Annotated in this window: 25 protein-coding genes; 5 read left to right on the forward strand and 20 right to left on the reverse strand. The window is 70.5% G+C overall.

The window, feature by feature from the left end; translation table 11 throughout:
• Positions 1-2: 2 nt before the first annotated feature.
• The 8 genes from AC4D2F_RS11125 to dxr all read right to left on the reverse strand — a co-directional run bounded on the left by AC4D2F_RS11125 (position 3) and on the right by dxr (position 8,156).
• Entirely contained in the window at positions 3-1,802 is a 1,800-nt protein-coding gene (locus AC4D2F_RS11125) for a proline--tRNA ligase (protein ID WP_490910627.1), read from the reverse strand.
• Between the two features lie 140 nt (positions 1,803-1,942).
• On the reverse strand, positions 1,943-2,845 hold the full coding sequence (locus AC4D2F_RS11130) for a GNAT family N-acetyltransferase (RefSeq protein WP_490910628.1): 903 nt from the start codon (positions 2,843-2,845) through the stop codon (positions 1,943-1,945).
• Complete coding sequence (ispG, locus tag AC4D2F_RS11135) at positions 2,799-3,965, reverse strand: flavodoxin-dependent (E)-4-hydroxy-3-methylbut-2-enyl-diphosphate synthase (protein WP_247828630.1); 1,167 nt, start codon at positions 3,963-3,965, stop codon at positions 2,799-2,801. Before ispG ends, AC4D2F_RS11130 begins: the two co-directional genes overlap by 47 nt.
• A 99-nt stretch (positions 3,966-4,064) precedes the next feature.
• Positions 4,065-4,355: a YciI family protein gene (locus AC4D2F_RS11140; RefSeq protein WP_104168787.1), complete on the reverse strand. Its 291-nt coding sequence runs from the start codon at positions 4,353-4,355 to the stop codon at positions 4,065-4,067.
• Positions 4,356-4,365: 10 nt separating this feature from the next.
• Positions 4,366-4,812 carry a hypothetical protein gene (locus tag AC4D2F_RS11145; protein WP_490910629.1) on the reverse strand — a complete coding sequence of 149 codons (447 nt, stop codon included), beginning with the start codon at positions 4,810-4,812 and terminating at the stop codon, positions 4,366-4,368.
• An 84-nt stretch (positions 4,813-4,896) separates the two neighbouring features.
• Positions 4,897-5,502 (reverse strand): MarR family transcriptional regulator, encoded by a 606-nt coding sequence (locus AC4D2F_RS11150; protein ID WP_490910630.1) that lies wholly within the window; start codon positions 5,500-5,502, stop codon positions 4,897-4,899.
• Positions 5,503-5,541: 39 nt separating this feature from the next.
• The gene (locus AC4D2F_RS11155; RefSeq protein WP_490910631.1) at positions 5,542-6,885 is read right to left on the reverse strand and encodes a M50 family metallopeptidase; all 1,344 of its coding nucleotides are present in this window, start codon (positions 6,883-6,885) and stop codon (positions 5,542-5,544) included.
• Positions 6,882-8,156: a 1-deoxy-D-xylulose-5-phosphate reductoisomerase gene (dxr, locus tag AC4D2F_RS11160; protein WP_490910632.1), complete on the reverse strand. Its 1,275-nt coding sequence runs from the start codon at positions 8,154-8,156 to the stop codon at positions 6,882-6,884. The genes AC4D2F_RS11155 and dxr overlap by 4 nt, the downstream gene beginning before the upstream one ends.
• A gap of 180 nt (positions 8,157-8,336) precedes the next feature.
• On the opposite strand from dxr, the gene AC4D2F_RS11165 reads away from it, so the two are divergent.
• Positions 8,337-9,950: an HNH endonuclease signature motif containing protein gene (locus AC4D2F_RS11165; RefSeq protein ID WP_490910633.1), complete on the forward strand. Its 1,614-nt coding sequence runs from the start codon at positions 8,337-8,339 to the stop codon at positions 9,948-9,950.
• 180 nt (positions 9,951-10,130) lie between these two features.
• On the opposite strand, the gene AC4D2F_RS11170 is transcribed toward AC4D2F_RS11165, so the two are convergent.
• From AC4D2F_RS11170 to AC4D2F_RS11200, 7 genes are read right to left on the reverse strand one after another with little or no spacing between them, the layout of a single operon-like run.
• Complete coding sequence (locus AC4D2F_RS11170) at positions 10,131-10,967, reverse strand: HpcH/HpaI aldolase/citrate lyase family protein (RefSeq protein ID WP_490910634.1); 837 nt, start codon at positions 10,965-10,967, stop codon at positions 10,131-10,133.
• Positions 10,964-11,494, reverse strand: a complete 531-nt coding sequence (locus AC4D2F_RS11175) for a MaoC family dehydratase (protein ID WP_104168286.1) — start codon at positions 11,492-11,494, stop codon at positions 10,964-10,966. The genes AC4D2F_RS11170 and AC4D2F_RS11175 overlap by 4 nt, the downstream gene beginning before the upstream one ends.
• The gene (locus AC4D2F_RS11180) at positions 11,491-12,141 is read right to left on the reverse strand and encodes a CoA transferase subunit B (RefSeq protein WP_490910635.1); all 651 of its coding nucleotides are present in this window, start codon (positions 12,139-12,141) and stop codon (positions 11,491-11,493) included. The genes AC4D2F_RS11175 and AC4D2F_RS11180 overlap by 4 nt, the downstream gene beginning before the upstream one ends.
• A gap of 2 nt (positions 12,142-12,143) precedes the next feature.
• Positions 12,144-12,938: a CoA transferase subunit A gene (locus AC4D2F_RS11185; protein ID WP_490910636.1), complete on the reverse strand. Its 795-nt coding sequence runs from the start codon at positions 12,936-12,938 to the stop codon at positions 12,144-12,146.
• Positions 12,939-12,979: 41 nt separating this feature from the next.
• Entirely contained in the window at positions 12,980-14,152 is a 1,173-nt protein-coding gene (locus tag AC4D2F_RS11190; protein ID WP_490910637.1) for an acyl-CoA dehydrogenase family protein, read from the reverse strand.
• Positions 14,149-16,275 carry an acetyl/propionyl/methylcrotonyl-CoA carboxylase subunit alpha gene (locus AC4D2F_RS11195; protein WP_490910638.1) on the reverse strand — a complete coding sequence of 709 codons (2,127 nt, stop codon included), beginning with the start codon at positions 16,273-16,275 and terminating at the stop codon, positions 14,149-14,151. The genes AC4D2F_RS11190 and AC4D2F_RS11195 overlap by 4 nt, the downstream gene beginning before the upstream one ends.
• A gap of 4 nt (positions 16,276-16,279) precedes the next feature.
• Entirely contained in the window at positions 16,280-17,881 is a 1,602-nt protein-coding gene (locus AC4D2F_RS11200) for a carboxyl transferase domain-containing protein (protein WP_490910639.1), read from the reverse strand.
• Between the two features lie 136 nt (positions 17,882-18,017).
• Between AC4D2F_RS11200 and AC4D2F_RS11205 the strand changes: the two genes are divergently transcribed.
• The 3 genes from AC4D2F_RS11205 to AC4D2F_RS11215 all read left to right on the forward strand — a co-directional run bounded on the left by AC4D2F_RS11205 (position 18,018) and on the right by AC4D2F_RS11215 (position 19,772).
• The gene (locus tag AC4D2F_RS11205) at positions 18,018-18,629 is read left to right on the forward strand and encodes a TetR/AcrR family transcriptional regulator (RefSeq protein ID WP_490910640.1); all 612 of its coding nucleotides are present in this window, start codon (positions 18,018-18,020) and stop codon (positions 18,627-18,629) included.
• A 108-nt stretch (positions 18,630-18,737) separates the two neighbouring features.
• Positions 18,738-19,205 (forward strand): GNAT family N-acetyltransferase, encoded by a 468-nt coding sequence (locus AC4D2F_RS11210; RefSeq protein WP_104168293.1) that lies wholly within the window; start codon positions 18,738-18,740, stop codon positions 19,203-19,205.
• A gap of 27 nt (positions 19,206-19,232) precedes the next feature.
• The gene (locus AC4D2F_RS11215) at positions 19,233-19,772 is read left to right on the forward strand and encodes an SRPBCC domain-containing protein (protein WP_490910641.1); all 540 of its coding nucleotides are present in this window, start codon (positions 19,233-19,235) and stop codon (positions 19,770-19,772) included.
• Between the two features lie 25 nt (positions 19,773-19,797).
• On the opposite strand, the gene AC4D2F_RS11220 is transcribed toward AC4D2F_RS11215, so the two are convergent.
• The 3 genes from AC4D2F_RS11220 to pdhA are packed head-to-tail and all read right to left on the reverse strand — an operon-like array spanning position 19,798 to position 23,395.
• Positions 19,798-21,168, reverse strand: coding sequence for a dihydrolipoamide acetyltransferase family protein (locus tag AC4D2F_RS11220; RefSeq protein ID WP_490910642.1), 1,371 nt, complete (start codon positions 21,166-21,168; stop codon positions 19,798-19,800).
• Positions 21,169-21,170: 2 nt separating this feature from the next.
• Positions 21,171-22,205: an alpha-ketoacid dehydrogenase subunit beta gene (locus tag AC4D2F_RS11225; RefSeq protein WP_490910643.1), complete on the reverse strand. Its 1,035-nt coding sequence runs from the start codon at positions 22,203-22,205 to the stop codon at positions 21,171-21,173.
• A complete protein-coding gene (gene pdhA / locus AC4D2F_RS11230; RefSeq protein WP_258069944.1) occupies positions 22,205-23,395 on the reverse strand; it encodes a pyruvate dehydrogenase (acetyl-transferring) E1 component subunit alpha in 1,191 nt (396 codons plus the stop codon). The genes AC4D2F_RS11225 and pdhA overlap by 1 nt, the downstream gene beginning before the upstream one ends.
• Before the next feature lie 187 nt (positions 23,396-23,582).
• Between pdhA and AC4D2F_RS11235 the strand changes: the two genes are divergently transcribed.
• Positions 23,583-24,059 carry an Lrp/AsnC family transcriptional regulator gene (locus AC4D2F_RS11235; RefSeq protein ID WP_490910644.1) on the forward strand — a complete coding sequence of 159 codons (477 nt, stop codon included), beginning with the start codon at positions 23,583-23,585 and terminating at the stop codon, positions 24,057-24,059.
• An 85-nt stretch (positions 24,060-24,144) separates the two neighbouring features.
• Here AC4D2F_RS11235 and AC4D2F_RS11240 read toward each other — a convergent pair whose 3' ends face one another.
• Positions 24,145-25,770: a solute symporter family protein gene (locus AC4D2F_RS11240; protein WP_490910645.1), complete on the reverse strand. Its 1,626-nt coding sequence runs from the start codon at positions 25,768-25,770 to the stop codon at positions 24,145-24,147.
• A gap of 8 nt (positions 25,771-25,778) precedes the next feature.
• Complete coding sequence (locus AC4D2F_RS11245; RefSeq protein ID WP_104168298.1) at positions 25,779-26,162, reverse strand: DUF485 domain-containing protein; 384 nt, start codon at positions 26,160-26,162, stop codon at positions 25,779-25,781.
• Positions 26,163-26,282 lie beyond the last annotated feature (120 nt).

Consider the following 26,282-nt stretch of genomic DNA (forward strand, 5'->3'; position numbering starts at 1 on the left):
GGTCAGTGCGCGGTGAGTTCGCGCAGCAGCGCGGCGGCCTGGTCGACGGCCACGTTCTGCGCCTCGCCCGTGCGCCGGTCCTTGACCTCGAGCACGCCGTCCGCGAGCCCGCGCCCGACGACCACGATGGTGGGCACGCCGATGAGCTCGGCGTCGCCGAACTTCACCCCAGGGGAGACCTTGGGACGGTCGTCGTACAGCACGGTCAGGCCGGAGGACTCGAGCTCGGCCACGAGCTTCTCGGCGGCCTCGAACACCTCGGTCCCCTTGCCCGTGGCGACGATGTGCACGTCGGCGGGCGCGACGTTGCGGGGCCAGATGATGCCGCGGTCGTCATGGTTCGCTTCGGCGAGGGCGGCGAGGGCGCGTGTCACGCCGACGCCGTAGGAGCCCATGGTGACCGTGGCGAGCTTGCCGTTGCGGTCGAGGACCTTCAGGCCCAGCGCGTCGGCGTACTTCCGCCCGAGCTGGAAGATGTGGCCCATCTCGATGCCGCGGGCCGCGACCAGGGGCCCGGAGCCGTCGGGTGCCTCGTCGCCCTCGCGCACCTCGACGGCCTCGACGACGCCGTCCCAGGTGAAGTCGCGGCCGGCGACCAGGCCGAACACGTGCTTCCCGTGCTCGTTGGCGCCGGTGATCCACGGGGTGCCGCTGACCACGCGGGGGTCCACGAGGTACCGCAGGCCCGTGGTGGACCCGGCACCGAGGACGGCGGCGTCCGGCGTCAGGCCCGGGCCGATGTAGCCCTTCACGAGGCCCGGCTGCTTCCTGAGGTCCTCGTCGGTGGCGGCCTCGACGGCCACCTCCCCGCCGGTCTCCAGGTGGCCCGCGATGTTCGCCTCGATGCGCTTGAGGTCCACGGTGCGGTCGCCGGGCACGCCGACGACGACGATCTCGCGCTCCCCGGTGGGCAGGACGGCGGCGAGCACGACGTTCTTCAGGGTGTCGGCGGCCGTCCAGGGCCGGTCCCCGCGGGGGACCACGGTGTTCGCACCGGCCACCAGCGTGTCGATGGTCGGCGTGTCGGGGGTGTCCCGCACCTCGGCCGCAGGAGCGTCGGAGTAGTCCACGGCGTCCGGGACCACGGTCGTGACGGCCTCCACGTTCGCGGTGTAGCCGCCCGCCGAGCGGACGAAGGTGTCCTCGCCGATGGGCGTCGGGTGCAGGAACTCCTCGCTCTTCGATCCGCCCATCGCTCCGGCGGTCGCCGTCACGGGGATCACCTCGAGGCCCAGCCGCTCGAAGATCCGCAGGTAGGCCGCCCGGTGCAGCTGGTAGCTGGCCTCGAGGCCCTCGTCGTCGATGTCGAAGGAGTAGGAGTCCTTCATGATGAACTCGCGGCCCCGGAGGAGCCCGGCCCGTGGGCGTGCCTCGTCGCGGTACTTGGTCTGGATCTGGAACAGGTTCAGCGGCAGGTCCTTGTACGAGCTGTACAGGTCCTTCACGAGCAGCGTGAACATCTCCTCGTGCGTCGGCGCCAGGAGGTAGTCCGCGCCCTTGCGGTCCTGGAGCCGGAACAGGCCCTCGCCGTACTCCGTCCAGCGGTTCGTCGCCTCGTAGGGCTCCTTGGGCAGCAGCGCCGGGAAGTGGACCTCCTGGGCGCCCATGGCCTCCATCTCCTCACGGATGATGCCCTCCACGCGTGCGAGGACCTTCAGGCCCAGGGGCAGCCAGCTGTAGATGCCCGGGGCAGCGCGCCGGATGTAGCCGGCCCGGACCAGCAGGCGGTGGCTGGCGACTTCGGCGTCGGCTGGATCTTCACGCAGGGTGCGCAGGAAAAGGGTGGAGAGTCGTAAGACCACGCGGGTGTCCGTTCGTATTCATCGAGCACTGCTGAATCGAGCACTGCCATTCACTCCCCCGCCGTCCGGCGGGAAACAACAGGTACCAATCTAGCCGGTCCGCCTGCCCCGCCGCCGTCACCTGCGCGGAGGACCCGCCCTCAGAAGAGGATCGTCGCGAAGGTGTCCACCTGCTCGAATCCCACGCGCTTGTACGCCGCGATGGCGCGCGCGTTGTAGGAGTTCACGTAGAGGCTCACGGTGGGTGCCAGGGAGCGGGCGGCGACGACGACGCCGGCCATGTAGGCGGCGCTGAGTCCCCTGCCCCGGTGATCGGGGTTCACCCAGACTCCCTGCACCTGGACCGCCTGCGAGGACACGGTGCCGAGCTCGGCCTTGAAGATCACGGTGCCGTCGTCGTCGAACGCCGCGAGCGAATGCCGGCGGCCGATCAGCGAGGCGACCCGCCGGCGGTAGTGGTCGGACCCTCCGATGAACGGCGAGTAGCCCACTTCCTCCTCGAACATCGCGGCGCAGGCGGGCAGGAGGCGGTCGAGCTCATCAGGGCGCGTGAAGCGCAGATCGGGAGCGGGGCTGATGAGGGGGTCCGTGTCGATGGCCATGAGGGGCTGGGTGGGCCGGACGTCGAACGGCTCGGCGCTGTAGTCCTCGAGGGTGGACCACAGGTCCATGACACCCTCGGACAGGCCGAAGATCGAGGAGAAGGTGCGCCCCGACCGGCCGAGGTGGTCACCGAAGATGGCACCGGTCTCGTCCGTCACGCCCACCGGGACGAGGTTGACGCCGGCCCAGCAGGCGGCGCGGAGCTCGTGGTGGCGGAACATACCGATGACCTCGCCGCCGGCGAACGACGGCGCGGCGCTGCCTGTGACTTCGAGGTGCGAGGCGACGAAGACGTTGGCCACGGGATCCGCGTTGACGAGGGTCCAGAGGTCCGGGGTGTCCTCCTCGCCGAGCACCCGGAAGGACCACGGCCCTTCCGGGTCGGGCTGGGGCCTAGCTAACGGTAACCATGGGGCCACCCTGGCCAGCAGTTTCGCCATCAGCCTCCCCCATCTCCTCCGCGAGCCGCATGGCTTCCTCGATCAGCGTCTCTACGATCTGGTCCTCGGGCACGGTCTTGATGACCTCGCCCCGGACGAAGATCTGTCCCTTGCCGTTACCGGAGGCGACACCGAGATCGGCCTCGCGGGCTTCACCGGGTCCGTTGACGACACAGCCCATCACGGCCACGCGCAGCGGGACCTCCATGCCTTCGAGGCCGGCGGTCACTTCCTCGGCGAGGGTGTAGACGTCGACCTGCGCCCGGCCGCACGAGGGGCAGGACACGATCTCGAGCTTGCGGGGGCGCAGGTTGAGGGACTGCAGGATCTGGTTGCCCACCTTGATCTCCTCGACCGGCGGCGCGGAGAGGGACACGCGGATGGTGTCGCCGATGCCCTTGGACAGGAGCGCGCCGAACGCGGTGGCGGACTTGATGGTGCCCTGGAAGGCGGGCCCGGCCTCGGTCACGCCGAGGTGCAGGGGCCAGTCGCCGCGCTCGGCCAGGAGCTCGTAGGCCCGGACCATGATCACGGGGTCGTTGTGCTTCACGGAGATCTTGAAGTCGTGGAAGTCGTGCTCCTCGAACAGGGACGCCTCCCAGACGGCGGATTCGACGAGCGCTTCCGGGGTGGCCTTCCCGTACTTCTCCATGAGGCGCGGATCGAGCGACCCGGCGTTCACGCCGATGCGGATCGAGGTCCCGGCGGCCTTCGCGGCGTCGGCGATCTGCTTGACCTGGTCGTCGAACTTGCGGATGTTGCCCGGGTTGACGCGGACGGCCGCGCAACCGGCGTCGATCGCGGCGAACACGTACTTCGGCTGGAAGTGGATGTCCGCGATCACCGGGATCTGCGACTTCTTCGCGATGATCGGCAGCGCCGCGGCGTCGTCCGCCGAGGGGCAGGCGACCCGGACGATGTCGCAGCCGGTGGCCGTCAGTTCGGCGATCTGCTGGAGCGTCGCGTTGATGTCGGTGGTCGGCGTCGTCGTCATGGACTGGATGCTGATCGGGGAATCGGATCCCACGCCCACCGAGCCGACCTTGATCTGGCGGGTCTTGCGCCGGGGAGCGAGGACGGGCGGCGGTGCTGCTGGCATTCCTAGGTTGACCGAGGTCAAAACATCCTCCATGCTGGCGGCCCTGGCCGCACGTGTGACGACATACTTGATTTCATTATCCACCCGGCGTGGCGCTGCGTCGTCCTGCCGGGACACAGGTCACACGAGGTCCCGGAAGGCTCCGATCACGGGGTTCCAGGCGGTGGTCTTGACGGCGGAGATCGCCCCGGCCTGTGCGAACGGGTCCTCGCTCACGAGCTGGTTGAGGTCCGCCTCGGTCTCGGAGGCGAAGAGCAGGAGCGCCCCGGTGCCGTCGGCGAAGGGACCCGAGGCGAGGACGCGGCCGTCGCCGACGAGTCCTTCGAGCCACTGGCGGTGTGCCGGCCGGTGCTCGGCACGGAGGTGGTCATGGTCGGGGTTGTACACGTACTCGACGGCGTAGATACTCATGGGTTTCACCCTACGTGACTCCCAGCAGGTAGACCTTGACGATCGTCGCGACGCCGGCGGCCCACAGCAGGGAGGTCAGCGTGCCGATGATGAACCGTTCCGCCGCGGCAGGGGTCTCCTTCAGCTCGGCGTAGCGTCCGAGGGCCTTGACCGCCACGACATAGGCGATGGCGACGGGCTCGCCGCCGAGGATCGCGAGGGTGACGGAGAGTCGCTCGAGCACGCCGATGACCAGTCCGCCGCGGAGCACGCCCGGGGGCAGCGCGTCGATCGGAGCCTGGGGCGGGTGGGCCGGGGGCTCCGGGAGTTCGAGCTGCGGCTGGTCCGCGGGCTCGGGGAGTTCCCGGCGCCGTTCCGCGGTGTCCACCGATCGCGCCAGGCGCAGCACGAGCATAGTGACGGGCGAGCCCAGGCCTCCCGCTGCGACGAGGGCCACCGCGATCCACAGTGCGTCCACCGATGCCTCCCGAACCGTCGTCGACCGTGTCGCTCACCGTCGTCCGTCATGTCTACCGCACGCCACCCCCTGCGGAGCCAGGACTCAACCTGGCCGGTCGGTCCAGGCCAGGAGGCGTGCGGCCGCGTGGCGGACCGCGCGTTCCTCGTGCCAGGCCGCGCGGGCGGCCGCCTTGCTCACGGCCTGCGGACTGATGCCGAGGCTCCGCGCGACGACGGTCTGGGTACCGCGCTCGCCGGGCTGCAGCAGATCGAGGATGCGCCACTCCGCCTCGGACCGCGCGATGACGTGCCGGCCGAGCAGCGCGAGCACGCCCTCGGCCTCCGCTGCCACGTCGGTTCGGCCGTCCGGCCCCTCGACGGCCAGCGGCGCGCGGTCACCGGTCTTCTTGGCGCGGTCCACGGCCTTCCGGGCGGCGACGAACGCGGAGCCGCGGCCCTCCCGTGGAGAGGACGGGAACGGCTCCTCGACCCCGCCGACGCCGATCCCCACGTACCAGCCCCCCGCGCGCAGGCAGAGCAGCACGGCGTCGACGACGTCGGCCGGATCGGCCAGGACGCCCTGCGCCTCGTCCCCCACCGAGCGCTCCCAGGGGAGCACGGCCCGGAAGGGCTGCAGCAGGTCCAGCAACTTGGGGATCCGGTCCGGGGAGGTGCGGCTTGCGGCCTGATCGATCGTGAGGACGAACATTCTTCAACCGTATGGGGTTGAATTTCAATTTACAACCGATCAGCCGAAGAGATCGACCGGCTTCACGATGTCGGCGTAGATCAGCAGGACGCCCATGCCCATGAGCAGGATCGCGACGGCGTAGGTGAGGGGTAGCAGCTTCGCCATGTCGAACGGTCCCGGATCCGGGCGCTTGAACAGGCGGGCGATGCCGCGGCGGAGCCCCTCCCACAGGGCCCCTGCCACGTGGCCGCCGTCGAGCGGCAGGAGCGGGATCAGGTTGAACACGAACAGGGCGAGGTTCACGCCCGCGACGAGTCCGATGAGGGTCGCGGCGCGGGAGGCCACGGGGACCTCCTCCATCGCGGAGATCTCCCCTGCGATCCGGCCGACGCCGACCACGCTGATGGGCCCCTCGGGGTCGCGGGGGGCGTCCGAGAACGCCGCCTGGCCCACCTCGACCACGCGCTGCGGCAGGTTCAGCACCACGCCGGCCACGCGCGTCAGGGAGTCGCCGACGGCGGGCAGCACCTCGGTGGCCGGCTGGGGCACGAGCTCCTGCGTGGAGCCGACGCCGATGAAGCCGACCTCCTGGGTCAGCGCGGTGCCGTCGTCGTCGACCGCCGGCGTGCCGTCCTCCGCCGCAACGGGCCGTTCCGTCAGCAGCGGCGTGATCCTGGAGTCGATGGTCTCGCCGTCGCGGACGTAGGAGATGGCGACCTCGCGCCCGGCGGCGTCCCTGATCCAGCCCGACAGCTCGTCCCAGTCGGTGACCTCCCGGCCGTCGAAGGCGACGACGCGGTCGCCGGGTTCCAGGCCCGCCTCGAACGCCGGTGCGGCGGGGTCGTCCGGTCCGCAGTCGGTCTGGCCCGTGGCTGCCTGCTGGCTGGCGGGCACGACGCAGCGGTACACCTCGGAGACCGTGGTGGTGGCCTGGGCGGCGCCGAAGCCCATGATGAGGACCGCGAAGAGCACGGTCCCGATCAGGAGGTTCATGAGCGGCCCGCCGAGCATGATGATGATGCGCTTCCAGATGGGCAGCTTGTAGAACACGCGGTCCTCGTCGCCGGGCTGGAGCTGCTCGGCAGCGGCGCGCCGCGCGTCGTCGGACAGTTGCTGGAAGACGCCGGTGCTGGACTGGCGGACGGCGCCGGCCTCCGTCGTCGCGGGCGGGAACATGCCCACCATGGCGACGTAGCCACCGGCCGGGATCGCCTTGAGCCCGTACTCGGTCTCGCCGCGGCGCCTCGACCAGAGGGTGGGGCCGAACCCGACCATGTACTGGGTGACGCGGACCCGGAAGAGTTTCGCGGGCACCAGGTGGCCCACCTCGTGCAGCGCGATCGACGCGGCGATGCCGACGACGACGACGAGCACTCCGATGATGAACAGCAGAACAGTCACAGCGTTTCCTTCTGGCCTTGCATATCCCCTGCACCGTCCGGCAGGGACGACTCCTCGAGCCCACAACGGGCGCGGGCGCTCCGGCGTGCCCAGCGCTCCGCCGTCAGCACGGCGTCCAGGGTGAGCTCGCCACCGGCAGTGCCCGGGTCGTGGGCACGCTGCTCGTCGACGACCGCGGAGACCGTGTCCACGATGTCAGTGAAACCTATGACCCCCCTGTGAAAGGCATCCACGGCCTCCTCGTTCGCGGCGTTGAAGACGGCCATGCGGGTGCCGCCCTCGGCTGCTGCCCGCTTGGCCAGGGCGACGGCCGGGAAGGCGTCGTCGTCGAGCGGCTCGAAGGTCCACTCCTCGGGGCGGCTCCAGTCGCAGGCCCTCGCCGCCCCGGGTACGCGGAACGGCCAGCCCATGCCCAGGGCGATCGGGAGGCGCATGTCGGGCGGCGAAGCCTGCGCCAGGGTGGACCCGTCGACGAACTGGACCATCGAGTGGATCACGGACTGCGGGTGCACGACGACGTCGATGCGCTCCAGCGGGATGTCGAAGAGGAGATGAGCCTCCACCAGCTCGAGGGCCTTGTTGACCATGGACGCCGAGTTGGTGCTGACCACGCGCCCCATGTCCCAGGTGGGGTGGGCGAGGGCCTGGCTGGGGGTCACGTGCTGCAGCTGCGCGCGGGTCATGCCGCGGAACGGTCCGCCCGACGCCGTGAGGATGAGCCGGTCCACCTCGTCCGCCGTCCCCCCGCGGAGCGCCTGCGCGATCGCCGAGTGTTCGGAGTCGACCGGGACGAGCTGCCCCGGGGCGGCCGCCGCCCGCACCAGGGCTCCCCCGGCGATCAGCGACTCCTTGTTCGCGAGCGCGAGGAGGTGCCCCGCGCCGAGCGCGGCGAGGGTGGGCTCAAGCCCGATCGACCCGGTGATCCCGTTGAGCACGACGTCGGCGTCAGGCCAGGCGGCGACATCCGCTGCGGCGCGGTCGCCGGCGAACAGGTGCGGTGCGTAGCCGGTGACACCGGCGTCGTCGGCAGCGCGGGCGATGGCATGCTCGAGGTCTGCTTCGGTTCCGGACGCGACGCCGACGGCGGCGGCACGGACGGCGACGGCCTGGCGCGCGAGGAGTCCGAGGTTCCGTCCACCCGCCGTGAGACCCGCAACGCTGAAGCGGTCCGGGGCGGCGGCGATGACGTCGAGCGCCTGGGTGCCGATCGAGCCGGTCGAACCGAGGATGGTGACGCGCCGGTGCCCGCGGGTGGGGTTGCTGAAATCCATGGCCCCAGTATCCCGCAGACTGCCGACGCTGACCGTCCAGGCTGCGCGGTGGTGGTCGTTCGGGGTGTACGGCAGTCGACCTCTTCACTCCGCGGTCAGGCATTCAAGTCCAAGAATCAGCGCTTTTCCGGGCCCGCGATGGCCCCTTATTTTGTCCGTGCGAGGTGATTGGCTGGAGCCATGACCACCGGATCGGCGCTGCTGACCCTCGAGGACGCGTACAGCGAGGCGCTCGAGGGCTGGCCCGTGGATGCGTTCGAGGAGTTCCTCGGTTCTGACGGGGAGTTCAACGACGACGGGGTCGACGAGCATGCCCGCGCGCGCATTGAGAATGCATCGCCGTACGGCCTCGTCGGCCACCTGGATGGCGCGGCGCGCGGTGCGATCAATCCCTCCAGTCTCGCCGCCATCCTCGATTTGGTGCGGGCTGCGGACCGGCTCACGTCATGGGCGGCCGCGCAGCGGGCCCGCTTGGTCGCCCGGGTCCACACCTTCAGCAATCCCGACCATCATTCCTGGTCGGGCTCTGCCTCGTCCCTGGCCTTCACCGAGACGGTCGCCGAGACCGCAGCGCTGCTCACGATGTCCGAAGGGTCCGCCGCACGGCTCGTCTCGGAGTCGCTGGCGTTGACCGGTGACCTGACGACCACATTGGCGGCCCTGGAGAAGGGCACGATCTGCCCCGGGCGCGCGTCGATCATCGTGGAGCAGTCCCGCACCCTCCCCGACGAGGCCGTGCCCGCGTTCGAGACAGAAATCCTGAAGGTCGCAGGCAGCCTGAACCGGCCGAAACTCACCGCACGGTGTCGTCGGCTGAGGGAGAAGCTCCACCCCGAGACGCTGACCGTGCGCCGGGTGAGAGCGGCGGCCGACCGGTGCGTCGCGTTCGAGCCGGACCGCGACGGCATGGCGTGGTTCAGTGCCTATCTGCCGGCCGAACAGGCCCTGGCGCTCCACACGTCGGTGGACGCGGTTGCCCGGACGCTCCGCAGTGGCGATGACCCGCGGACGTTACCGCAGCTGCGGGCCGACGTCCTGGCCGACATGCTGCTCGGCGCCGGCCGGCCCGCCGTGATGCCGTCCACCAACGGCAGCTGCCGTTGCGGAGGCAGCGAAGGGCGCGGCGCCGCGGGCAGCAATGTCGGCCAGCGCGGCGCCGCGGGCAGCAATGTCGGCCAGCGCGGCGCCGCGGGCAGCAGCGCCGGCCAGGGCGTGCGTCCTTCCACGGCGAAGATCGTGGTCACCGTCCCGGTGTTCTCGCTGATGGGGCTCACCGAGGAACCGGCCGAGCTCGAGGGCTACGGCCCGATCCCGGCCGACGCGGCCCGCCATCTGGCTGCCGACGCCACGTCGTGGATGCGCCTGCTCACCCATCCGTACACGGGTGCCGTGCTCGGTCTGGACCGGACCCGGTACCGCCCGAGCGAGGACCTGCGGACCTGGGTGCAGCTCCGGGAGAAGACCTGCAGCTTCTACGGGTGTTCCCGTCCCGCGAGCCGGTGCGATCTCGATCATCTGGTGTCCTGGGCCGACGACGGATCCACCAGTGCGGACAATCTCTACCCCGCCTGCAAGCGGCACCACATGATGAAGCATCGGACGGACTGGACGCCGATGCCCAATCCCGGCGGCGGCCTGAGCTGGTTGTCACCGGGTGGTCGGACCTATACGACGCCGCCCGAACCGCCGCCGGGCGACCCGCACTCGTCGGCGACCGCCCGGATACTGCACGAGCTCGAGACAGCGATGCGCACTGGGCGGGTGCCAGACGCGGAAGCCCTGCCACCCTTCTGACAGTCGGGCGGACGGCGGCACCACGGCAGGTCTGGCGAGCGCAGCGCCGTCCGATCACCTGTCGCCGCATCGATGATGCGGGCGATGGCTCGGTCCACGCGGGCCCCGGGCCGTCCAGCCCCGGCGGACGACGATCACCGCGGAGCACGACCCGCGCCGCAGCATGTGCGGCAGAAACGGTCAGCTGCCCGACGCCCTGCCCAGGACACTCCGGGCGTGGCGAAGGATCGGTTCGTCCACCATGCGCCCCCCGAAGGTGAAGACCCCTCGCTCGTTCTCGGCCGCAGCGAGCAGCTCGCGGGCCCAGGCCACGTCGGCCTCGGCAGGGGCGAAGGCTGCCCGGACCACCGCGACCTGGCCGGGGTGGATGCAGGCCTTCGCCGCGAAACCCGAGGCGACGGCGTCGTCGGTCTCGGCCGCGAGGCCCTCGAGATCGGCGATGTCCACGTACACGGCATCGATGGCTTTCCGGTCCGCGGCCCCGGCGGCGAGCAGCACCTGCGAGCGCGCGTGGAGGGCCACTGCACGGTAGGCACCGTCCGGATACCGGCTCGATGTCCCGCCGAGCGAGGCCACGAGATCCTCGGCGCCCCACATGAGAGCGACGACGCCCTCGGCGCGGGCGATCTCCACCGCGTTCACGACTCCCCGCGCGGTCTCGCACAGTGCGATGACGTCCACCGCGCCGAGCGCCCCTCGGACGGCGGCGACGTCGTCGGGCGATTCCGTCTTCGCGAGCATGACCGTGCGGTAGGGCGTGCGGCGGACGGCGTCGCAGTCGAGTGCGAAATCAGGTGTGCCGACGGCGTTCACACGCACCACGGTGCGTTCGGGGTCGAGGGCGGACGCGACGAGCGCCTCCCGAGCGGCGTCCTTCGCCGTCGGCGCGACAGCGTCCTCGAGGTCGAGGATGACGGTGTCGGAGCGGTCTGCTGCCTTCCCGTAGCGTTCCGGGCGGTCCGCCGGGCAGAACAGCAGGGCCGGGCCCAGTGCAATGGGGATGACGGTGGCGCTCATGCCAGGCCGTCCCGGGGCGCCGTCGAGGACCACATGAGCACGCTGCGGGTCGCCGTCGCCACGACGTCCGCGTGCTGGTTCCGCCCGGTGTGGGCCATGGTGACGATGCCCTGCCCCGGTCGGGACGACGACGGACGCACGCCGGTGATCTCGGTCTCGGTGTACAGGGTGTCCCCGTGGAAGAGCGGCTTCGGGAAGGCGACGTCGGTGAGCCCGAGTTGCGCCACGATGGTGCCCTGCGTCAGCTGGGACACCGACTGCCCGACGAGCGTCGCCAGGGTCAGCATCGAGTTCACGAGCCGCTGCCCGAACGGCTGCCCCGCCGACCACGCCGCGTCCAGGTGCAGCGCCTGCGTGTTCATGGTGAGCGTGGTGAACAGGACGTTGTCGGCCTCGGTGAGCGTGCGGCCCGGCCGGTGCGCATACACGGACCCGACCTCGAGCTCGTCGAAGTACAGGCCGCGCTGCTCGATCACAGTGTGCCTGAACGGCGCGGGATCCCGAGCACCGCTTTCCTGATCGTTCACGCCGCGGCTCCCCCGAGCTCCACGCGCAGCGGCGCGCCGGTGGCCGCGAGGACGTCGTCGGTGCTGACGCCGGGCGCCGTCTCGCGCAGCACGAGGCCGTCGGCCTCGACGTCGATGACGGCGAGGTCGGTGATGATCCTGTCGACGCAGCCCTTGCCGGTGAGCGGCAGGGAGCAGGACTCGACGATCTTCGGCCGCCCGGCACGGTCCACGTGCTCCATCATGACGATCACGCGCTTGGCCCCGAACACCAGGTCCATGGCGCCGCCCATGCCCTTGACCATCTTGCCGGGCACCATCCAGTTCGCGAGGTCGCCGTTCCGTGCCACCTCCATGGCGCCGAGCACTGCGACATCCACGTGCCCGCCGCGGATCATGCCGAAGGAGGACGCGGAGTCGAAGAACGCGGCCCCGGCGTTGGCGGTCACGGTCTCCTTGCCGGCGTTGATGAGGTCGGGATCGACGGCGTCCTCCGCCGGGTACGGCCCGACGCCGAGGATGCCGTTCTCGGAGTGCAGCACCACTTCGACGCCGTCCGGGATGTAGTTGGGGATGAGGGTCGGCATGCCGATCCCGAGATTCACGTACTGGCCGTTCTCGAGCTCCTGCGCGACCCTGGCCGCGAGTTCGTTGCGTGTCAGTGCCATGGTCATGCTCCTTCGGAGGCGGCGGGTGCAGCGGATCCGGCGGGTACGGCCAGCGAGACCGTCCGCTTCTCGACGCGCTTCTCGGGGTCCGGCGCGACGACGACGCGCTGGACGAAGATGCCGGGCGTGTGGACCTCGCCGGGGTCGAGCTCGCCCGGTTCGACGAGCTCCTCCACCTCCGCGATGGTGATGCGCCCGGCCTGGGCGCACAGCGGGTTGAAGTTCATGGCGGTCGCGTGGAAGACGAGGTTGCCGTGGCGATCGCCCTTCCACGCGTGGACCAGCGCGTAGTCCGGACGCAGGGACTCCTCGAGCACGTAGTCGACGCCGTCGAAGGACCGCACCTCCTTGGGTTCCGAAGCGAGGGCGACGTTCCCCTCGGCGTCGTAGCGCTGCGGCAGGCCGCCCTCGCTGACCTGGGTGCCGACGCCAGCCGTCGTGTAGAACGCCGGGATGCCCGCGCCCCCCGCGCGCAGCTTCTCGGCGAGGGTGCCCTGCGGTGTGAGCTCCACCTCGAGCTCGCCGGCGAGGTACTGGCGGGCGAACTCCTTGTTCTCCCCGACGTAGGAGCTGATGGTCCGGCGGATGCGGTGGTCGGAGAGGAGGATCCCGAGCCCCCAGTCGTCCACGCCGCAGTTGTTGCTCACCGTCTCCAGCTCCGCCGTCCCCTGCGCGTGCAGGGCACCGATCAGGGTCGCCGGGATGCCGCAGAGGCCGAACCCGCCGACCGCGAGCGACGCGCCGTCGGGAATGTCCGCCACGGCCTCCGCCGCGCTGCCAACCACCTTGTTGATCACTGCTTCTCCTTCGTGTCGCCGCCGTCGTCGGCTGGATGGACCTAGAGGCCGAGTTCCCTCGCGATGAGCATGAGCTGGACCTCGGTGGTCCCCTCACCGATCTCGAGGATCTTCGAGTCACGGTAGTGCCTGGACACCACGAACTCGTTGATGAAGCCGTAACCACCGAAGATCTGTGTCGCATCGCGGGCGTTGTCCATGGCGGCCTCGCCGGCCACGAGCTTCGCGATGGACGCCTGCGTCTTGAACGGCTTGCCCGCGAGCATGCGGGACGCGGCGTCGTAGTAGGCGAGGCGCGCGGTGTGGGCGCGGACCTGCATACGGGCGATCTTGAACTGGATGGACTGGTAGGCGCCGATGTTGCTGCCGAAGGCCATGCGCTCCCCGGCGTACCGGATGGACTGCTCCACGCACCCCTGGGCCGCGCCGGTGGCGAGTGCCGCGATGGCGATGCGGCCCTCGTCGAGGATCTGCAGGAAGTTGGCGTAGCCGCGGCCGCGGGTGCCGAGCAGGTTCGCCTCCGGGACGCGGACGTCCTTCAGGGTCAGCGGGTGCGTGTCGGAGGCGTTCCAGCCCACCTTGTTGTAGGCCTTCTCCGCGGTGAACCCGGGCGTGTCCGTGGGCACGAGGATGGTGGAGATCTCCTTCTTCACCGTGCCGTCGGGCCGTTCGGAGGTGCCCGTGACGGCCGTGACGGTCACCAGGGAGGTGATGTCGGTGCCGGAGTTGGTGATGAATTCCTTCGTGCCGTTGACCACCCACTCGGAACCGTCGACCCCCTCCTCGAGCTTCGCGGTCGTCTTCGTGCCGGACGCGTCCGAGCCTGCCTCGGACTCCGTGAGGCCGAAGCCGCCCAGGGCCGAACCCGACGCGAGGGACGGCAGCCACTGCTGCTTCTGCTCCTCGGTGCCGAACCGGTACACGGGCATGGCCCCGAGGGAGACACCGGCTTCGAGCGTGATGGCGACCGACTGGTCCACGCGGGCCAGCTGCTCGAGGGCCAGGCAGAGCGCGAAGTAGTCGCCGCCCATGCCGCCGTACTGCTCGGGGAACGGGAGCCCGAAGAGGCCCATGTCGCCCATCTGCTTGACGACCTCGTACGGGAAGCTGTGTTCGGCGTCGTGCTTGGCGGAGACCGGTGCCACCACCTCGTCGGCGAACTCGCGGACGGTATCCACGAGGCTCTGGTATTCCTCGCTCAGTTCGAAGTTCATGCTGCGTTCCCTTCCGTGGAACCGGGTGCGGTGCTGGATTTGGAGGTGGTGGCGGCCTCGATGGTCGCGACGATCTGTTGTGCCTTCACGAGGTCCCCGGGCTTGAGGGACAGGCGGACGACGCCGGACAGGCCGGCGGTGAGCTGGTGTTCCATCTTCATGGCCTCGACGGCGACGAGGACGTCGCCGGCCTCGACCGTGGCTCCGTCCGCGACCGCGACGGACACGACCGTCCCGGGCATGGGGCTGCGGACCAGCGGATCAGCGGCGCCCTCCTCCCGCGTGATGCGGGACCGTGCGGCGTCGACGAGTTCGCGGCGGCCGGGACGGCGGATGCGTGTGGACCAGCCGGCGTCGCCGATCCAGACGGTGTCCCCCTCGACCGCGTACGGGCGGAGCGACCGGACGCCGTCGATCGTCGCGCCGGGCACGCCCGCCTGGACCGAGACGGCGATCGGGACGGCGGGGATCACGTCGTCGACCGTCGCGGTCCAGGCGGCGCCGTGGCGCAGCAACGAGACGGTCGCCGTCCCGCCGTCGTACTCGAGTGGCACGGAGCGCGGGCGCGCCGGGCCGAGGCGGAAGCCGTCCCCGCGGCTCCACGGGGACCCGCTGCCCAGTCCGGACCCGGCCTCGCCCTCGCCCTCGACGAGGAGGACGGCGGCGAGCGCCAGGTCCTGCGCGGAGACGTGCCGGAAGGCCAGCGCGGGGAGCTTCCGCTCGATCAGCGTCGTGTCCAGGTGTCCGGCCCGGACGTCGTCGTCCCCGATCAGCAGGCGCAGGTACTCGATGTTGGTGTCCACACCGAGCACCACGGTGCCGGCGAGCGCCGCGTCGAGGCGGTCCAGCGCCTGTGCACGGTCGGTTCCCCAGGCGATCACCTTGGCGAGCATCGGATCGTACGACGACGAGACGGTCCCGCCGGGCAGCAGCGAACTGTCCACGCGGATGCCGTCCCCCGCCGGTTCGGCGAGCGCCAGGATGCTGCCCGTGGACGGCAGGAAGCCGGCCTCCGGGTTCTCCGCGTAGACGCGCGCCTCGACCGCGTGGCCGGTGAGGACGACGTCGTCCTGCGCGAGGGGCAGGCGCTCCCCCGCGGCGACGCGGATCTGCCACTCGACCAGGTCCACCCCGGTGACGAGCTCCGTGACGGGGTGCTCGACCTGCAGGCGCGTGTTCATCTCCATGAAGAAGAACTCGTCCGGTGCGGCATCGGAGACGAGGAATTCGACCGTCCCTGCTCCCGTGTAGTCCACGCTGCGGGCGGCGTTGCACGCGGCCTCGCCGATCCTCCGGCGCGTGGCCTCGTCGAGCAGGGCCGACGGCGCCTCCTCGATCACCTTCTGGTGGCGGCGCTGCAGCGAGCACTCGCGCTCGCCGAGGTGGATCACGGTGCCGTGGGTGTCGGCGAGGACCTGCACCTCGATATGGCGGGGCCTCTCGATGAGGCGTTCCAGGAAGAGGGTGTCGTCGCCGAAGGCGCGGGCGGCGACGCGGCGGGCGGTCGTGAGCACTTCCGGCAGGTCCTCGGCGCGGTGGACGGCGTGCATGCCCTTGCCTCCGCCTCCCGCGGACGGCTTGATGAGGAGGGGGAACCCGACGTCGTCGGCCGCGCGGAGGAGGTCCGGATCCGTCAGTCCCGGCTCGGCGATGCCCGGGACCACCGGCACCCCGAACCCGGCCACGTGGTTCTTGGACCGGATCTTGTCCCCCATGACGTCGAGGGAGTGGACGCTGGGGCCGATGAAGACGATCCCGGCCTCCTGCAGCGCGTCCGCGAAGGCGGCGTTCTCGCTGAGGAACCCGTACCCGGGGTGCACCGCCCCGGCTCCCGTGCGGCGGCAGGCGTCGACGACGGCGGGGACGGAGAGGTAGCTCTCCGACGGTGCTGCGGCACCGAGACGGACGGCGACGTCCGCCTCGAGGACGTGCCGGGCACCGGCGTCGGCGTCGCTGTACACGGCGACCGAGCGCAGGCCCAGCGCACGGACGGAGCGGATGACACGGCAGGCGATCTCCCCCCGGTTGGCCACGAGGACGGTGTCGAAGGGCCATGCGGCCGTGGTGGGGATGGCGCTGGAGATCGGGTTGGAGATCGGGCTGGAGGTCGGGCTGGAGGTCATCGGGTCACATCCGGAAGAGGCCGAAGGAGGTATCGGGCAGGGGCGCATTGGCGCAGACCTCGAGGGCGAGGCCGAGGACGGTGCGGGTGTCGGCGGGATCGATGACGCCGTCGTCCCAGAGCCGCGCCGTCGAGTAGTAGGGGTTGCCCTGCGCCTCGTACTGGTCGCGGATGGGCGCACGGAACGCCTCCTCGTCCTCGAGCGCCCATTCCTCGCCGCGGGCCTCGAGCTGGTCGCGGCGGACGGTGGCGAGGACCGAGGACGCCTGGTTGCCTCCCATGACGGAGATGCGGCTGGCGGGCCACATCCACAGGAACCGCGGCGAGAACGCCCTGCCGCACATGGAGTAGTTGCCGGCGCCGAAGGACCCGCCGACCACGACCGTCAGTTTCGGCACCCGCGCGGTGGCCACGGCGGTGACCATCTTGGCGCCGTTCTTCGCGATGCCGCCGGCTTCGTAGTCCTTGCCGACCATGAAGCCGGAGAGGTTCTGCAGGAAGACCAGGGGGACGCCGCGCTGGTCGCAGAGCTCGATGAAGTGGGCTCCCTTGAGCGCGGACTCGCTGAACAGGACGCCGTTGTTCGCGACGATGCCCACCCGGTGGCCGTGGATGGTCGCGAAGCCCGTGACGAGCGTGGTGCCGTACTCGCGCTTGAACTCGTGGAGAAGCGACCCGTCGACGATGCGCGCGATGATCTCGCGGGCGTCGTAGGAGGCGTTGACGTCCGTCGGCACGGCCCCGTACAGCTCGTCCTCCACGACGGCCGGCTCGGGGGCCGGCGCGGTCGGCACGATGGGGGCGGGCGGCAGGGTGGCGATGATGTCGCGGACGATCTCGAGCGCGTGCTGGTCGTTGTCCGCCAGGTGGTCCGTGACGCCCGAGATCCGGGAGTGCACCTCGCCGCCGCCGAGCTCCTCGGCCGTCACCACCTCGCCGATCGCGGCCTTCACCAGCGGTGGTCCGCCCAGGAAGATGGTGCCCTGGTTGCGGACGATCACGGTCTCGTCGCTCATGGCGGGGACGTAGGCGCCGCCGGCGGTGCAGCTCCCCAGCACTGCGGCGATCTGCGGGATCTTGCGCGCGGACATGGTGGCCTGGTTGTAGAAGATGCGGCCGAAGTGGTTGCGGTCGGGGAACACGTCGTCCTGGCGGGGCAGGAACGCTCCGCCGGAGTCCACGAGGTAGACGCACGGCAGGTTGTTCTCGAGGGCGATCTCCTGTGCGCGGAGATGCTTCTTCACCGTCATCGGGTAGTAGGTGCCGCCCTTGACGGTCGCGTCGTTCGAGATCACGAGGACGTGGCGACCGTGCACGAGGCCGATCCCGGCGATCACGCCCGCCCCCGGGCACTCGTCGTCGTACATGCCGTTCGCGGCCAGCGGCGCGATCTCGAGGAACGGGCTGCCGTCGTCGAGGAGCCGGTCGATGCGCTCACGCGGCAGGAGCTTGCCGCGGGCGACGTGCCGCTCGCGCGACCGTTCGGGCCCGCCGAGGGCGGCGGTGGCGAGGCGCGAGCGGAGGTCCTCGACGAGCGCGGTCTGGGCGGCATGGTTCGCGGTGAACGCCGGTGAGAGCGGATCCACCTTCGACGTGAGGGTCTCCATCGACAACTTCCTCGAGCACGGTTCAGTTAGCACGCGCTAACCGGTTTCAGGTTAGTGGTCATTAACCCGGAAGTCCATCAGAATGAGGGAGACGTTCCCCTGGACAAGACCGGAACCACAGCAGACGAGGACCCGCATGGAGGCATCGCCCATCGAAGAGCGCGTGACCGGCCGGAGCATCGCGAAGGCCACGCGGCGTGCCGCGCTGCTGGAGGCCGCCGCCCAGCTGTTCGCGGAACGGGGCTACAACGGTGTGTCCATCGAGGACCTCGGCGCCGCAGCGGGCGTGAGCGGGCCCGCCGTCTACCGGCACTTCGCGGGCAAGCCCTCCGTGCTCTCCGCCCTGCTCACCGGGGTCAGCGAGGACCTGCTCGACGGCGGACGGGAGGTCGCCGGGGCGGCCGCGTCACCCGAGGAGGCCCTGAAGGGCCTCATCCGGTTCCAGGTGGAGTTCGCCGTGAGCCACGCCGACGTCATCCGTGTCCAGGACCGCGACCTCGGCGCGCTGGCGGCCGACGACCAGCGCGCCGTGCGGTCCCTGCAGCGCACCTACGTGCAGGTGTGGGTCGACGAGCTCGCCGCCTATCGGCCGGACGCCGACCTCTCGCTGCTGCGCCGCAAGGTGCACGCCGTCTTCGGGCTGATCAACTCGACCCCGCACACCACCCACCGACCCAGCTCCGCGCGTGAACTGGCCCTGTTCCGGGACCTGCTGGAGCAGATGGCGTGGGCGGCGCTGACGGTATGAGGGACCGCGTCCCACCCGCTCCGCGGGCCGCGCCGCCTAGTACGCTGAAGCACGAAAAGTTCCCGCCGCGCCGACCGCCCGGCCACTCCACCGACTGAAGGTACCGCCGTGATCACGCTACGTCCCGTTGAAGCCACCGACCTCGACGAGTTCTTCTCGCACCAGCTGGACCCGAGCGCCAACCACATGGCCGCCTTCGGCGCCAAGAACCCCTCCGACCGCGGGGTGTTCGACAACCACTGGCAGGACATCCTCAACGACAGCCGGATCACGGTGCGGACCATCCTCTCCGACGGCGACGTCGTGGGCAGCATCCTCGCCTATCACGACGACGAGACACCTGAGATCAGCTACTGGATCGACCGTTCCCGCTGGGGGCAGGGCATCACCACCGCCGCCGTCGGCCAGTTCCTGAGCGAGGTGACGCAGCGGCCCATCCGGGCCCGTGCGGTCGCCGACAACGTGAGCTCCATCCGCATCCTCGAGCGCTGGGGATTCCGGCAGGTCGGCGAGACGCAGGGCTTCGCTCCCGCCCGCGGCGCCGTGGTCAGGGAGCTCATCCTCGAACTGCCGTAGCCCCACCGATTCCCAGGAGGACACCGCATGGACACCACACCGCTCGGCCGCCGCGCGACACGCGACGGCGAGGAGCAGCTCGTCCTCACCCGCTCGTTCGCCGCGCCGATCGCCGACGTCTGGGCCACCTGCACCGAGCCGCGGCGGATGGAGCGCTGGATCGGCACCTGGAGCGGGGACCCGGCCGCCGGCGAGGTCGTGTTCCGGATGACCGCCGAAGGTGACGACGTCCCCGAGGAGGTCTACCTCGTGGAGGCCTGCGAGCCGCCGCGCCGGCTCGTGGTGCGCAGCCGTGACAGTGCTCCGTTCTCGGCCGACGGATCCGGCCCGCGCGTGACCTGGCAGCACACCCTGGAGCTCACCGAGGCAGCGGGCTCGACCACCCTCACCTTCACCCAGGCCGTCCCCGACGGGCCGGTAGGAGCGGCGCTGGCCGGCAGCGTAGGACCGGGCTGGGACTACTACCTGGACCGGCTCGCTGCCGCGATCGGCGGCGCCGACCCCGACGCGATCCTGTGGGAGCCCTACCTCGAGCGCTCCGACGGGTACCGCGACCTCTTCTCCTAGCGCCCGGCCCACTCGTCGGACCGCGTCACACCATCGTCAGGACCATCGCCGGATTCCTGAGGATGGTGCCGACGTCCGCCAGGAAGCGCGAACCCTGCTCGCCGTCCACGAGCCGGTGGTCGAAGGACAGGCTGAGCGTCATCACGGAGCGCAGGGCGATCTCGCCCCGGTACTCCCAGGGCGTGCTGCGGACGGCGCCCATCGCGAGGATCGCCGCCTCCCCGGGATTGAGGATCGGCGTGCCGGCGTCGATGCCGAAGACACCGATGTTCGTGATCGAGATCGTGCCGCCCGCGAGATCTGCCGGCGGCGTCCGGCCGGCACGTGCGGTCTCGGTCAGCGCACCGAGGGCCTGCGCGAGGTCCTTCAGGGTCAGCGACTGCGCGGCCTTGATGTTCGGCACGAGCAGCCCTCGCGGCGTCGCGGCGGCGATCCCCAGGTTCACGTCCGCGTACTGCACGATCTCCTGCGCCTGCTCGTCCCACGACGAGTTGAGGGTCGGATTGCGCGCGATCGCGATGCACACCGCCTTCGACACGACGGTCAGCGGCGTCACCCGGGTGCCCTCGAAGGCGCGGCCCGCCTTCAGCTCCGCGAGCAGCTCCATGGTCGGCGTGACGTCGATGGTGAGGAACTCGGTTGCATGCGGGGCCGAGAACGCACTGGCCACCATGGCGGCGGCCGTGTGCTTCCGCATGCCACGGATCGGCGTCCGGATCTCTCCGGTGCTCGAGCGGACCGCCCGAGGGTGGGGCCCCGGGGAGGCGGGCTCCGCCGCGGACGAAGGGGTTCCCGCGAGTGCGGCCAGGACGTCCGCCCGGGTGATGAGCGCGCCGGGACCGGTTCCCGTCAGGGTGTCGAGGGTGAGGCCGAGGTCACGCGCCAGCTTGCGGACGGGCGGCGTCGACCGCGGCCGCTCGCGTGGCTGCGGGGCCGCTGCCGGTTGGAGGACTGCAGGGGGCTGCGGGGCGTTCGCCGCCGGGAGCGAACGACCACGCCGCTGCGGGCGCCCGCCCTTCTCCACCGCGGCTCCGTACCCGACGAGGTTCGGCTCACGCCGGGCGGGCGCCGGCTCGTCGGGCACCGGTTCGTCGGGGGACGACGCCGGGACCGGGACGGCGTCGTCGGGCCCGGCCGCCACCTCGAACGAGACGATGGGGGCTCCGACGTCGACCACGGTTCCCGCCGCCTCGTGCAGCCGCACCACCACGCCGGCGTAGGGCGACGGCAGTTCGACGACGGCCTTCGCGGTCTCGACGTCGGCGATGATCTGGTTGAGCTCCACGGTGTCGCCTTCGGCGACGTGCCACTGGACGATCTCCGACTCCGTCAGCCCCTCCCCCAGGTCGGGCAGGCGGAACTCGCGGATCCTGGTGTTCGTCCTCGACGCGGTCACGGTCACTGTCCTGCTCCCTGGCTGCTGTCCGGGCGGTCGAGTCCGCTGAGGGAGTTCGGCCGGCGCAGGGCACGGTCCACTCCGTCGAGGATCCTGTCGAGGTCCGGGAGGTGGTGGAATTCGAGTTTCGAGTACGGGTAGGGGATGTCGAAGCCCGTGACGCGCACGGGCGCGTGCTCCAGGTAGTCGAAGCACCGCTCGGTGATGCTCGCGGCGATCTCCGCCCCGAGCCCGCCGGACTGCGCGGCCTCGTGCGTGACGACGAGCCGGCCCGTCTTCCGCACCGAGGCCTCGACCGTCGCGAAGTCGATCGGTGCGAGCGAGCGCAGGTCGATCACCTCGATCGAGATGCCGTCGTCGGACGCCGCGACGGCGGCGTCGCGGGCCGTCGGGACCAGCGGGCCGTAGGTCACGAGCGTGACGTCGGTGCCACGAGCGACCACGCGCGCGGCTCCCATGTCCGACGACGCCGGATCCACGCCCTCGTCCACCTCGCCCTTGACGTGGTAGCGCCGTTTGGGCTCGAAGTAGAGGACGGGATCGTCGCTCGCGATGGCCTGCTGGATCATCGTGTAGGCGTCCTGCGGGTCGGAGACGCTGACCACCCGCAGGCCTGAGGTGTGCGTGAAGTAGGCCTCGGGCGACTCGGAGTGGTGCTCCGGGGATCCGATGCCGCCGCCGAAGGGCACGCGGACGGTGATCGGCATCTTCACGGCGCCCTGCGTGCGGTAGTGCAGCTTGGCCACCTGGCAGACGATCTGGTCGAAGGCGGGGTAGATGAAACCGTCGAACTGGATCTCGACGACGGGCCGGTACCCGCGGTACGCCATGCCGACGGCGGTGCCCATGATGCCGGCCTCGGCGAGCGGGCTGTCCATGACGCGGTGCGGCCCGAAGTCCTTCTGCAGTCCGTCGGTGATGCGGAAGACGCCCCCGAGCTTGCCGATGTCCTCTCCCATGAGGATCACCTTGGGGTCCTCGTCCATGGCGCGGCGGAGACCGGCGGTGATCGCGCGGCCGAAGGTCATGGTGGACATCAGCGGGGTCCTTCCTGGGGCGCCTGGGCGAAGGAGGCGAGGTAGCGCTCGTAGTGGTCCTGCTGGCGGTCCAGCCAGGAGTTCGGCGTGCTGTACACGTGCTTGAACACGTCCGACGGCGCGGGTTCGGGCATCGACAGGCAGCCCTCCCGCAGTTCGGCGGCCACGGCGTCGGCCCTGGCCTTCACGGAGTCCGTGTACCCGGCGTCCAGCAGGCCGAGGGAGTCGAGCAGGGTCGCGAGGCGGGCCAGCGGGTCGCGCGCCGCCCAGTCCTCGAGTTCGTTGGCGTCCCGGTAGCGCGTGGGATCGTCCGCCGTCGTGTGCGGACCCATGCGGTAGGTGACGGCCTCGATGAAAGTGGGTCCGCCGCCGGAGCGGGCGCGGGCGAGGGCTTCCCGGGTCACGGCGAGGCACGCGAGGACGTCGTTGCCGTCCACGCGCACCGACGGGATGCCGAAGCCCGGCGCCCTGCGCGCGATCGGCACGTGCGCCTGCAGCCCTACCGGTTCGGAGATGGCCCAGTGGTTGTTCTGGCAGAAGAAGATCACCGGCGCCTGATAGCTCGCGGCGAAGACCATGGCCTCGTTGACGTCGCCCTGGCTCGTGGCGCCGTCGCCGAAGTAGGCGACGGCCACGGAGTCGGCGCCGTCGTTGACGATGCCCATCGCGTACCCGGTGGCGTGGAGGGTCTGCGCCCCGATGATCACCTGGGGGGTGGCCATGTTGATCGTGTAGGGGTCCCAGCCGGAGGACGCGTTGCCGCGCCAGACCCGCAGGATGTCGGCGAGGTCCACGCCGCGGCAGTACGCGACGGCGTTCTCCCGGTAGCTGGAGAACACGAAGTCGTCGGAGCGCAGGGCGCGTCCGGACCCGATCTGCGCCGCCTCCTGTCCCAGCAGCGGCGGCCAGAGGGCGAGCTCGCCCTGGCGCTGGAGCGCGGTGGCCTCGGCGTCGATGCGCCGCACCACCACCATGTCCTCGTAGAGCCTCTGCAGCGCGGCGCCGTCGACGTCGGCCACGAGCGCGTCGTAGTGTCCGTGCGGGTGCCGGACGCCGTGGTGGTCGATGAGCTGGACGAGGTCGTCCGCCCCGGCATGGGCGGGGCCCGGGAGCACGGTCCCGCTCGCGGGCCCGGCGTCGTCGTTCCCGCCGGTGGATCCCGGTCCTGGCCGGGTGCCGTCCTGAGCCATTGCACGCAACCTTCGCATTTGCAGAGGACCCTTCCGCCGGCGGTCCGCACGGCTGGAAGGGCCCCGGGCGCCGTTGCCCGGAGTGGTTGTGACCCTACTCACACCGCACAGGCGGCACAACCGTAGCGCTTCCGACTGAGCAGAGTGCCCTGTAGGAGCCTCGACGACCGTGTTAGCGTTGCGCACTATGCACCCCCTCGACCTCACCGACACACGCCTGCTGCAGGCCCTGGCGAAGGACCCCCGACGCACCGTCGTCGCCCTCGCCCAGAAGCTCGGCCTCTCCCGGAACACGGTCCAGGCGAGGATGGCGCAGCTCGAGAAGAAGGGGGTCTTCCTCTCCTTCGAGCGGCGCATCAGCACCGTGGCCCTGGGCTACCCCCTGACGGCGTTCATCCACGTCCATGTGCAGCAGCAGAAGCTCGCGGCCGTCACCCGCAGCATCGCCGCGGTGCCCGAGGTCATCGAGGCCTTCGGCCTGACCGGGCAGGCGGACATCCTGGTCCGCGTGGTCGCCGTGGACGCCGAGGACCTCTTCCGGATCAACGGCAAGATCCTCGCCTGCGACGGCGTGGAGCGCTGCGACACCTCCCTGGCCATGGGTGAACTCATCCCGTTCCGGGTCGAGCCGCTGCTCGCCCGCGGACCCCGACCGCCTTCCTGATCAACGGTCCTGACCGCCCGCCCGGAACGGACGAGGCCGCCCCACCGTGCGGTGGGGCGGCCTCGATCGTGCGTGGGTCGACCGATCAGTGGTCGGTGGCCTTCTCGGCTCCGACGCCGGTCAGCGAGCGCACCTCCATCTCGGCCTGCTTCATCGGGTCCTCCGGGGTCCGGGAGAGCGTGGTGCCCAGCCAGCCGAGGAAGAACGCCAGCGGGATCGAGACGATGCCCGGGTTGCTGAGCGGGAAGAGGGAGAAGTCGGCGCCCTGGATCATGGACTTCTCGCCGCCGGAGACGACGGGCGAGAGGGCGATCAGCAGGATCGCCGAGCCGAGGCCGCCGTACATGCTCCAGACCGCGCCCTGGGTGTTGAACTTCTTCCAGAACAGCGAGTAGAGGATGGTCGGCAGGTTGGCGCTGGCCGCCACGGCGAAGGCGAGCGCCACGAGGAACGCGACGTTCTGGCCCTGCGCGCCGATGCCGCCTGCGATCGAGAGCAGGCCGATCACGATGACGGTGCGGCGGGCCACCTTGACCTCGCCGTCCGGGTTGACCCTGCCCTTGCGGATGACGCTCGCGTAGATGTCGTGGGCGAAGGAGGCCGCGGCCGTGATGGTCAGGCCCGCGACGACCGCGAGGATCGTGGCGAAGGCGACGGCCGAGATGAGGCCGAGGAGGATCGACCCGCCGAGCTCGTAGGCGAGCAGCGGGGCCGCCGAGTTCACGCCGCCCGGAGCGCCCAGGATGCGCTCCGAACCGATCAGTGCGCTGGCACCGTAGCCGAGCACGAGCGTGAAGAGGTAGAACGCACCGATGAGCCAGATGGCCCAGACCACGGACCGGCGGGCCTCCTTCGCGGTCGGGACGGTGTAGAAGCGCATGAGCACGTGCGGCAGGGCCGCGGTACCGAGGACGAGCGCGAGCGCCAGCGACAGGAAGTCGAGGCGCGTGATGGCGCTGAGGCCGTACTGCAGGCCGGGGCTCGTGATGGCCGCGTTGCCCGAGGTTTCGATCGCCGCGCCGAGCAGCGTGGAGAAGTTGAAGTTGTGCAGGGCGAGGACCCAGACGGTCATGATGAACGCGCCGGAGATCAGCAGGCAGGCCTTGATGATCTGCACCCAGGTGGTGCCCTTCATGCCGCCGATCAGGACGTACATGATCATGAGCACGCCGACGACGGTGATGACGAGGGACTGGCCGAGGCGGTCGTCGATGCCGAGCAGGAGCGAGACGAGCCCGCCGGCGCCCGCCATCTGCGCGAGGAGGTAGAAGAAGCAGACGGCCAGCGTGGTGATGGCCGCCGCGATGCGGACGGGACGCTGCTTCAGGCGGAAGGACAGCACGTCCGCCATGGTGAACTTGCCGGTGTTGCGGAGGAGTTCCGCGACCAGCAGCAGCGCCACGAGCCACGCGACGAGGAACCCGATCGAGTACAGGAACCCGTCATAACCGTTGATGGCGATCGCGCCGACGATGCCGAGGAACGACGCCGCCGAGAGGTAGTCCCCCGCGATGGCGGTGCCGTTCTGCCCGCCGGTGAAGGAGCGGCCGGCGGCGTAGTAGTCGGCCGCGGTCTTGTTGTTGCGGCTCGCCCTGAGCACGATCACCAGGGTGACGGCGACGAACAGTCCGAAGATGGTGATGTTGAGCAGCGGCGAGCCGACCGTCGTCGTCTCGGTGGTCTGGAGCGGCACGCGGACGCCCGCACTCATGAGAGGGATCATTTCTTTCCGCCTGACGGGTCGATGAACGCTTCGGGTGCCGCTTCCTCGAGCTCGTGCCGGAGGTTCGCGGCGATGGGGTCGAGGCGCCGGTTGGCGTAGCTGACGTACCACATGGTGATGGCGAAGGTGCTGACGAACTGCAGCAGCCCGAGGATGATGCCGATGTTGATGTTGCCGAACACCGGCGTGGCCATGAAGTCGATCGCGTAGGCGGCGAGCAGCACGTAGGCGAAGTACCAGAGCAGGAAGAACACTGCCATGGGGAAGACGAAACTGCGGTGGCGCTTGCGCAGTTCCCTGAACTGCTCGGTCTGCTGGACTTCGGTGAAGTCGACAGCAGGACCGGAGCCGGCGGCCGGCTCTCCTGGGTGCGAGCCCATGGTTCCTCCTTCTTGGTCGGGAGTCACTCCAGCCGCGAGGGCGGCACCGTCGCAGCGCAGGAAGGCACGTCGGTGTGACTCCCATCACTGTGCTGGACGGCCGCCGACTCCACCAGCCGG

This window comes from Arthrobacter sp. TJ-263 (assembly GCF_058269155.1).

Excerpts from the sequence above, each read along its gene's own strand:
- AC4D2F_RS11235 (WP_490910644.1), top strand. The coding sequence starts at position 23,583 with ATGCACCCCCTCGACCTCACCGACACACGCCTGCTGCAGGCCCTGGCG.
- AC4D2F_RS11170 (WP_490910634.1), bottom strand. The coding sequence starts at position 10,967 with ATGAGCGCCACCGTCATCCCCATTGCACTGGGCCCGGCCCTGCTGTTC.
- AC4D2F_RS11205 (WP_490910640.1), top strand. The coding sequence starts at position 18,018 with ATGGAGGCATCGCCCATCGAAGAGCGCGTGACCGGCCGGAGCATCGCG.
- AC4D2F_RS11195 (WP_490910638.1), bottom strand. The coding sequence starts at position 16,275 with ATGACCTCCAGCCCGACCTCCAGCCCGATCTCCAACCCGATCTCCAGC.
- AC4D2F_RS11225 (WP_490910643.1), bottom strand. The coding sequence starts at position 22,205 with ATGTCCACCATGACCTTCGGCCGCGCGATCACCGCCGGTCTCCGCCGC.
- AC4D2F_RS11245 (WP_104168298.1), bottom strand. The coding sequence starts at position 26,162 with ATGGGCTCGCACCCAGGAGAGCCGGCCGCCGGCTCCGGTCCTGCTGTC.
- AC4D2F_RS11130 (WP_490910628.1), bottom strand. The coding sequence starts at position 2,845 with ATGGCGAAACTGCTGGCCAGGGTGGCCCCATGGTTACCGTTAGCTAGG.
- AC4D2F_RS11215 (WP_490910641.1), top strand. The coding sequence starts at position 19,233 with ATGGACACCACACCGCTCGGCCGCCGCGCGACACGCGACGGCGAGGAG.
- AC4D2F_RS11165 (WP_490910633.1), top strand. The coding sequence starts at position 8,337 with ATGACCACCGGATCGGCGCTGCTGACCCTCGAGGACGCGTACAGCGAG.
- pdhA (WP_258069944.1), bottom strand. The coding sequence starts at position 23,395 with ATGGCTCAGGACGGCACCCGGCCAGGACCGGGATCCACCGGCGGGAAC.
- AC4D2F_RS11150 (WP_490910630.1), bottom strand. The coding sequence starts at position 5,502 with ATGTTCGTCCTCACGATCGATCAGGCCGCAAGCCGCACCTCCCCGGAC.
- AC4D2F_RS11190 (WP_490910637.1), bottom strand. The coding sequence starts at position 14,152 with ATGAACTTCGAACTGAGCGAGGAATACCAGAGCCTCGTGGATACCGTC.
- AC4D2F_RS11240 (WP_490910645.1), bottom strand. The coding sequence starts at position 25,770 with ATGAGTGCGGGCGTCCGCGTGCCGCTCCAGACCACCGAGACGACGACG.
- AC4D2F_RS11200 (WP_490910639.1), bottom strand. The coding sequence starts at position 17,881 with ATGGAGACCCTCACGTCGAAGGTGGATCCGCTCTCACCGGCGTTCACC.
- AC4D2F_RS11140 (WP_104168787.1), bottom strand. The coding sequence starts at position 4,355 with ATGAGTATCTACGCCGTCGAGTACGTGTACAACCCCGACCATGACCAC.
- AC4D2F_RS11180 (WP_490910635.1), bottom strand. The coding sequence starts at position 12,141 with ATGGCACTGACACGCAACGAACTCGCGGCCAGGGTCGCGCAGGAGCTC.
- dxr (WP_490910632.1), bottom strand. The coding sequence starts at position 8,156 with ATGGATTTCAGCAACCCCACCCGCGGGCACCGGCGCGTCACCATCCTC.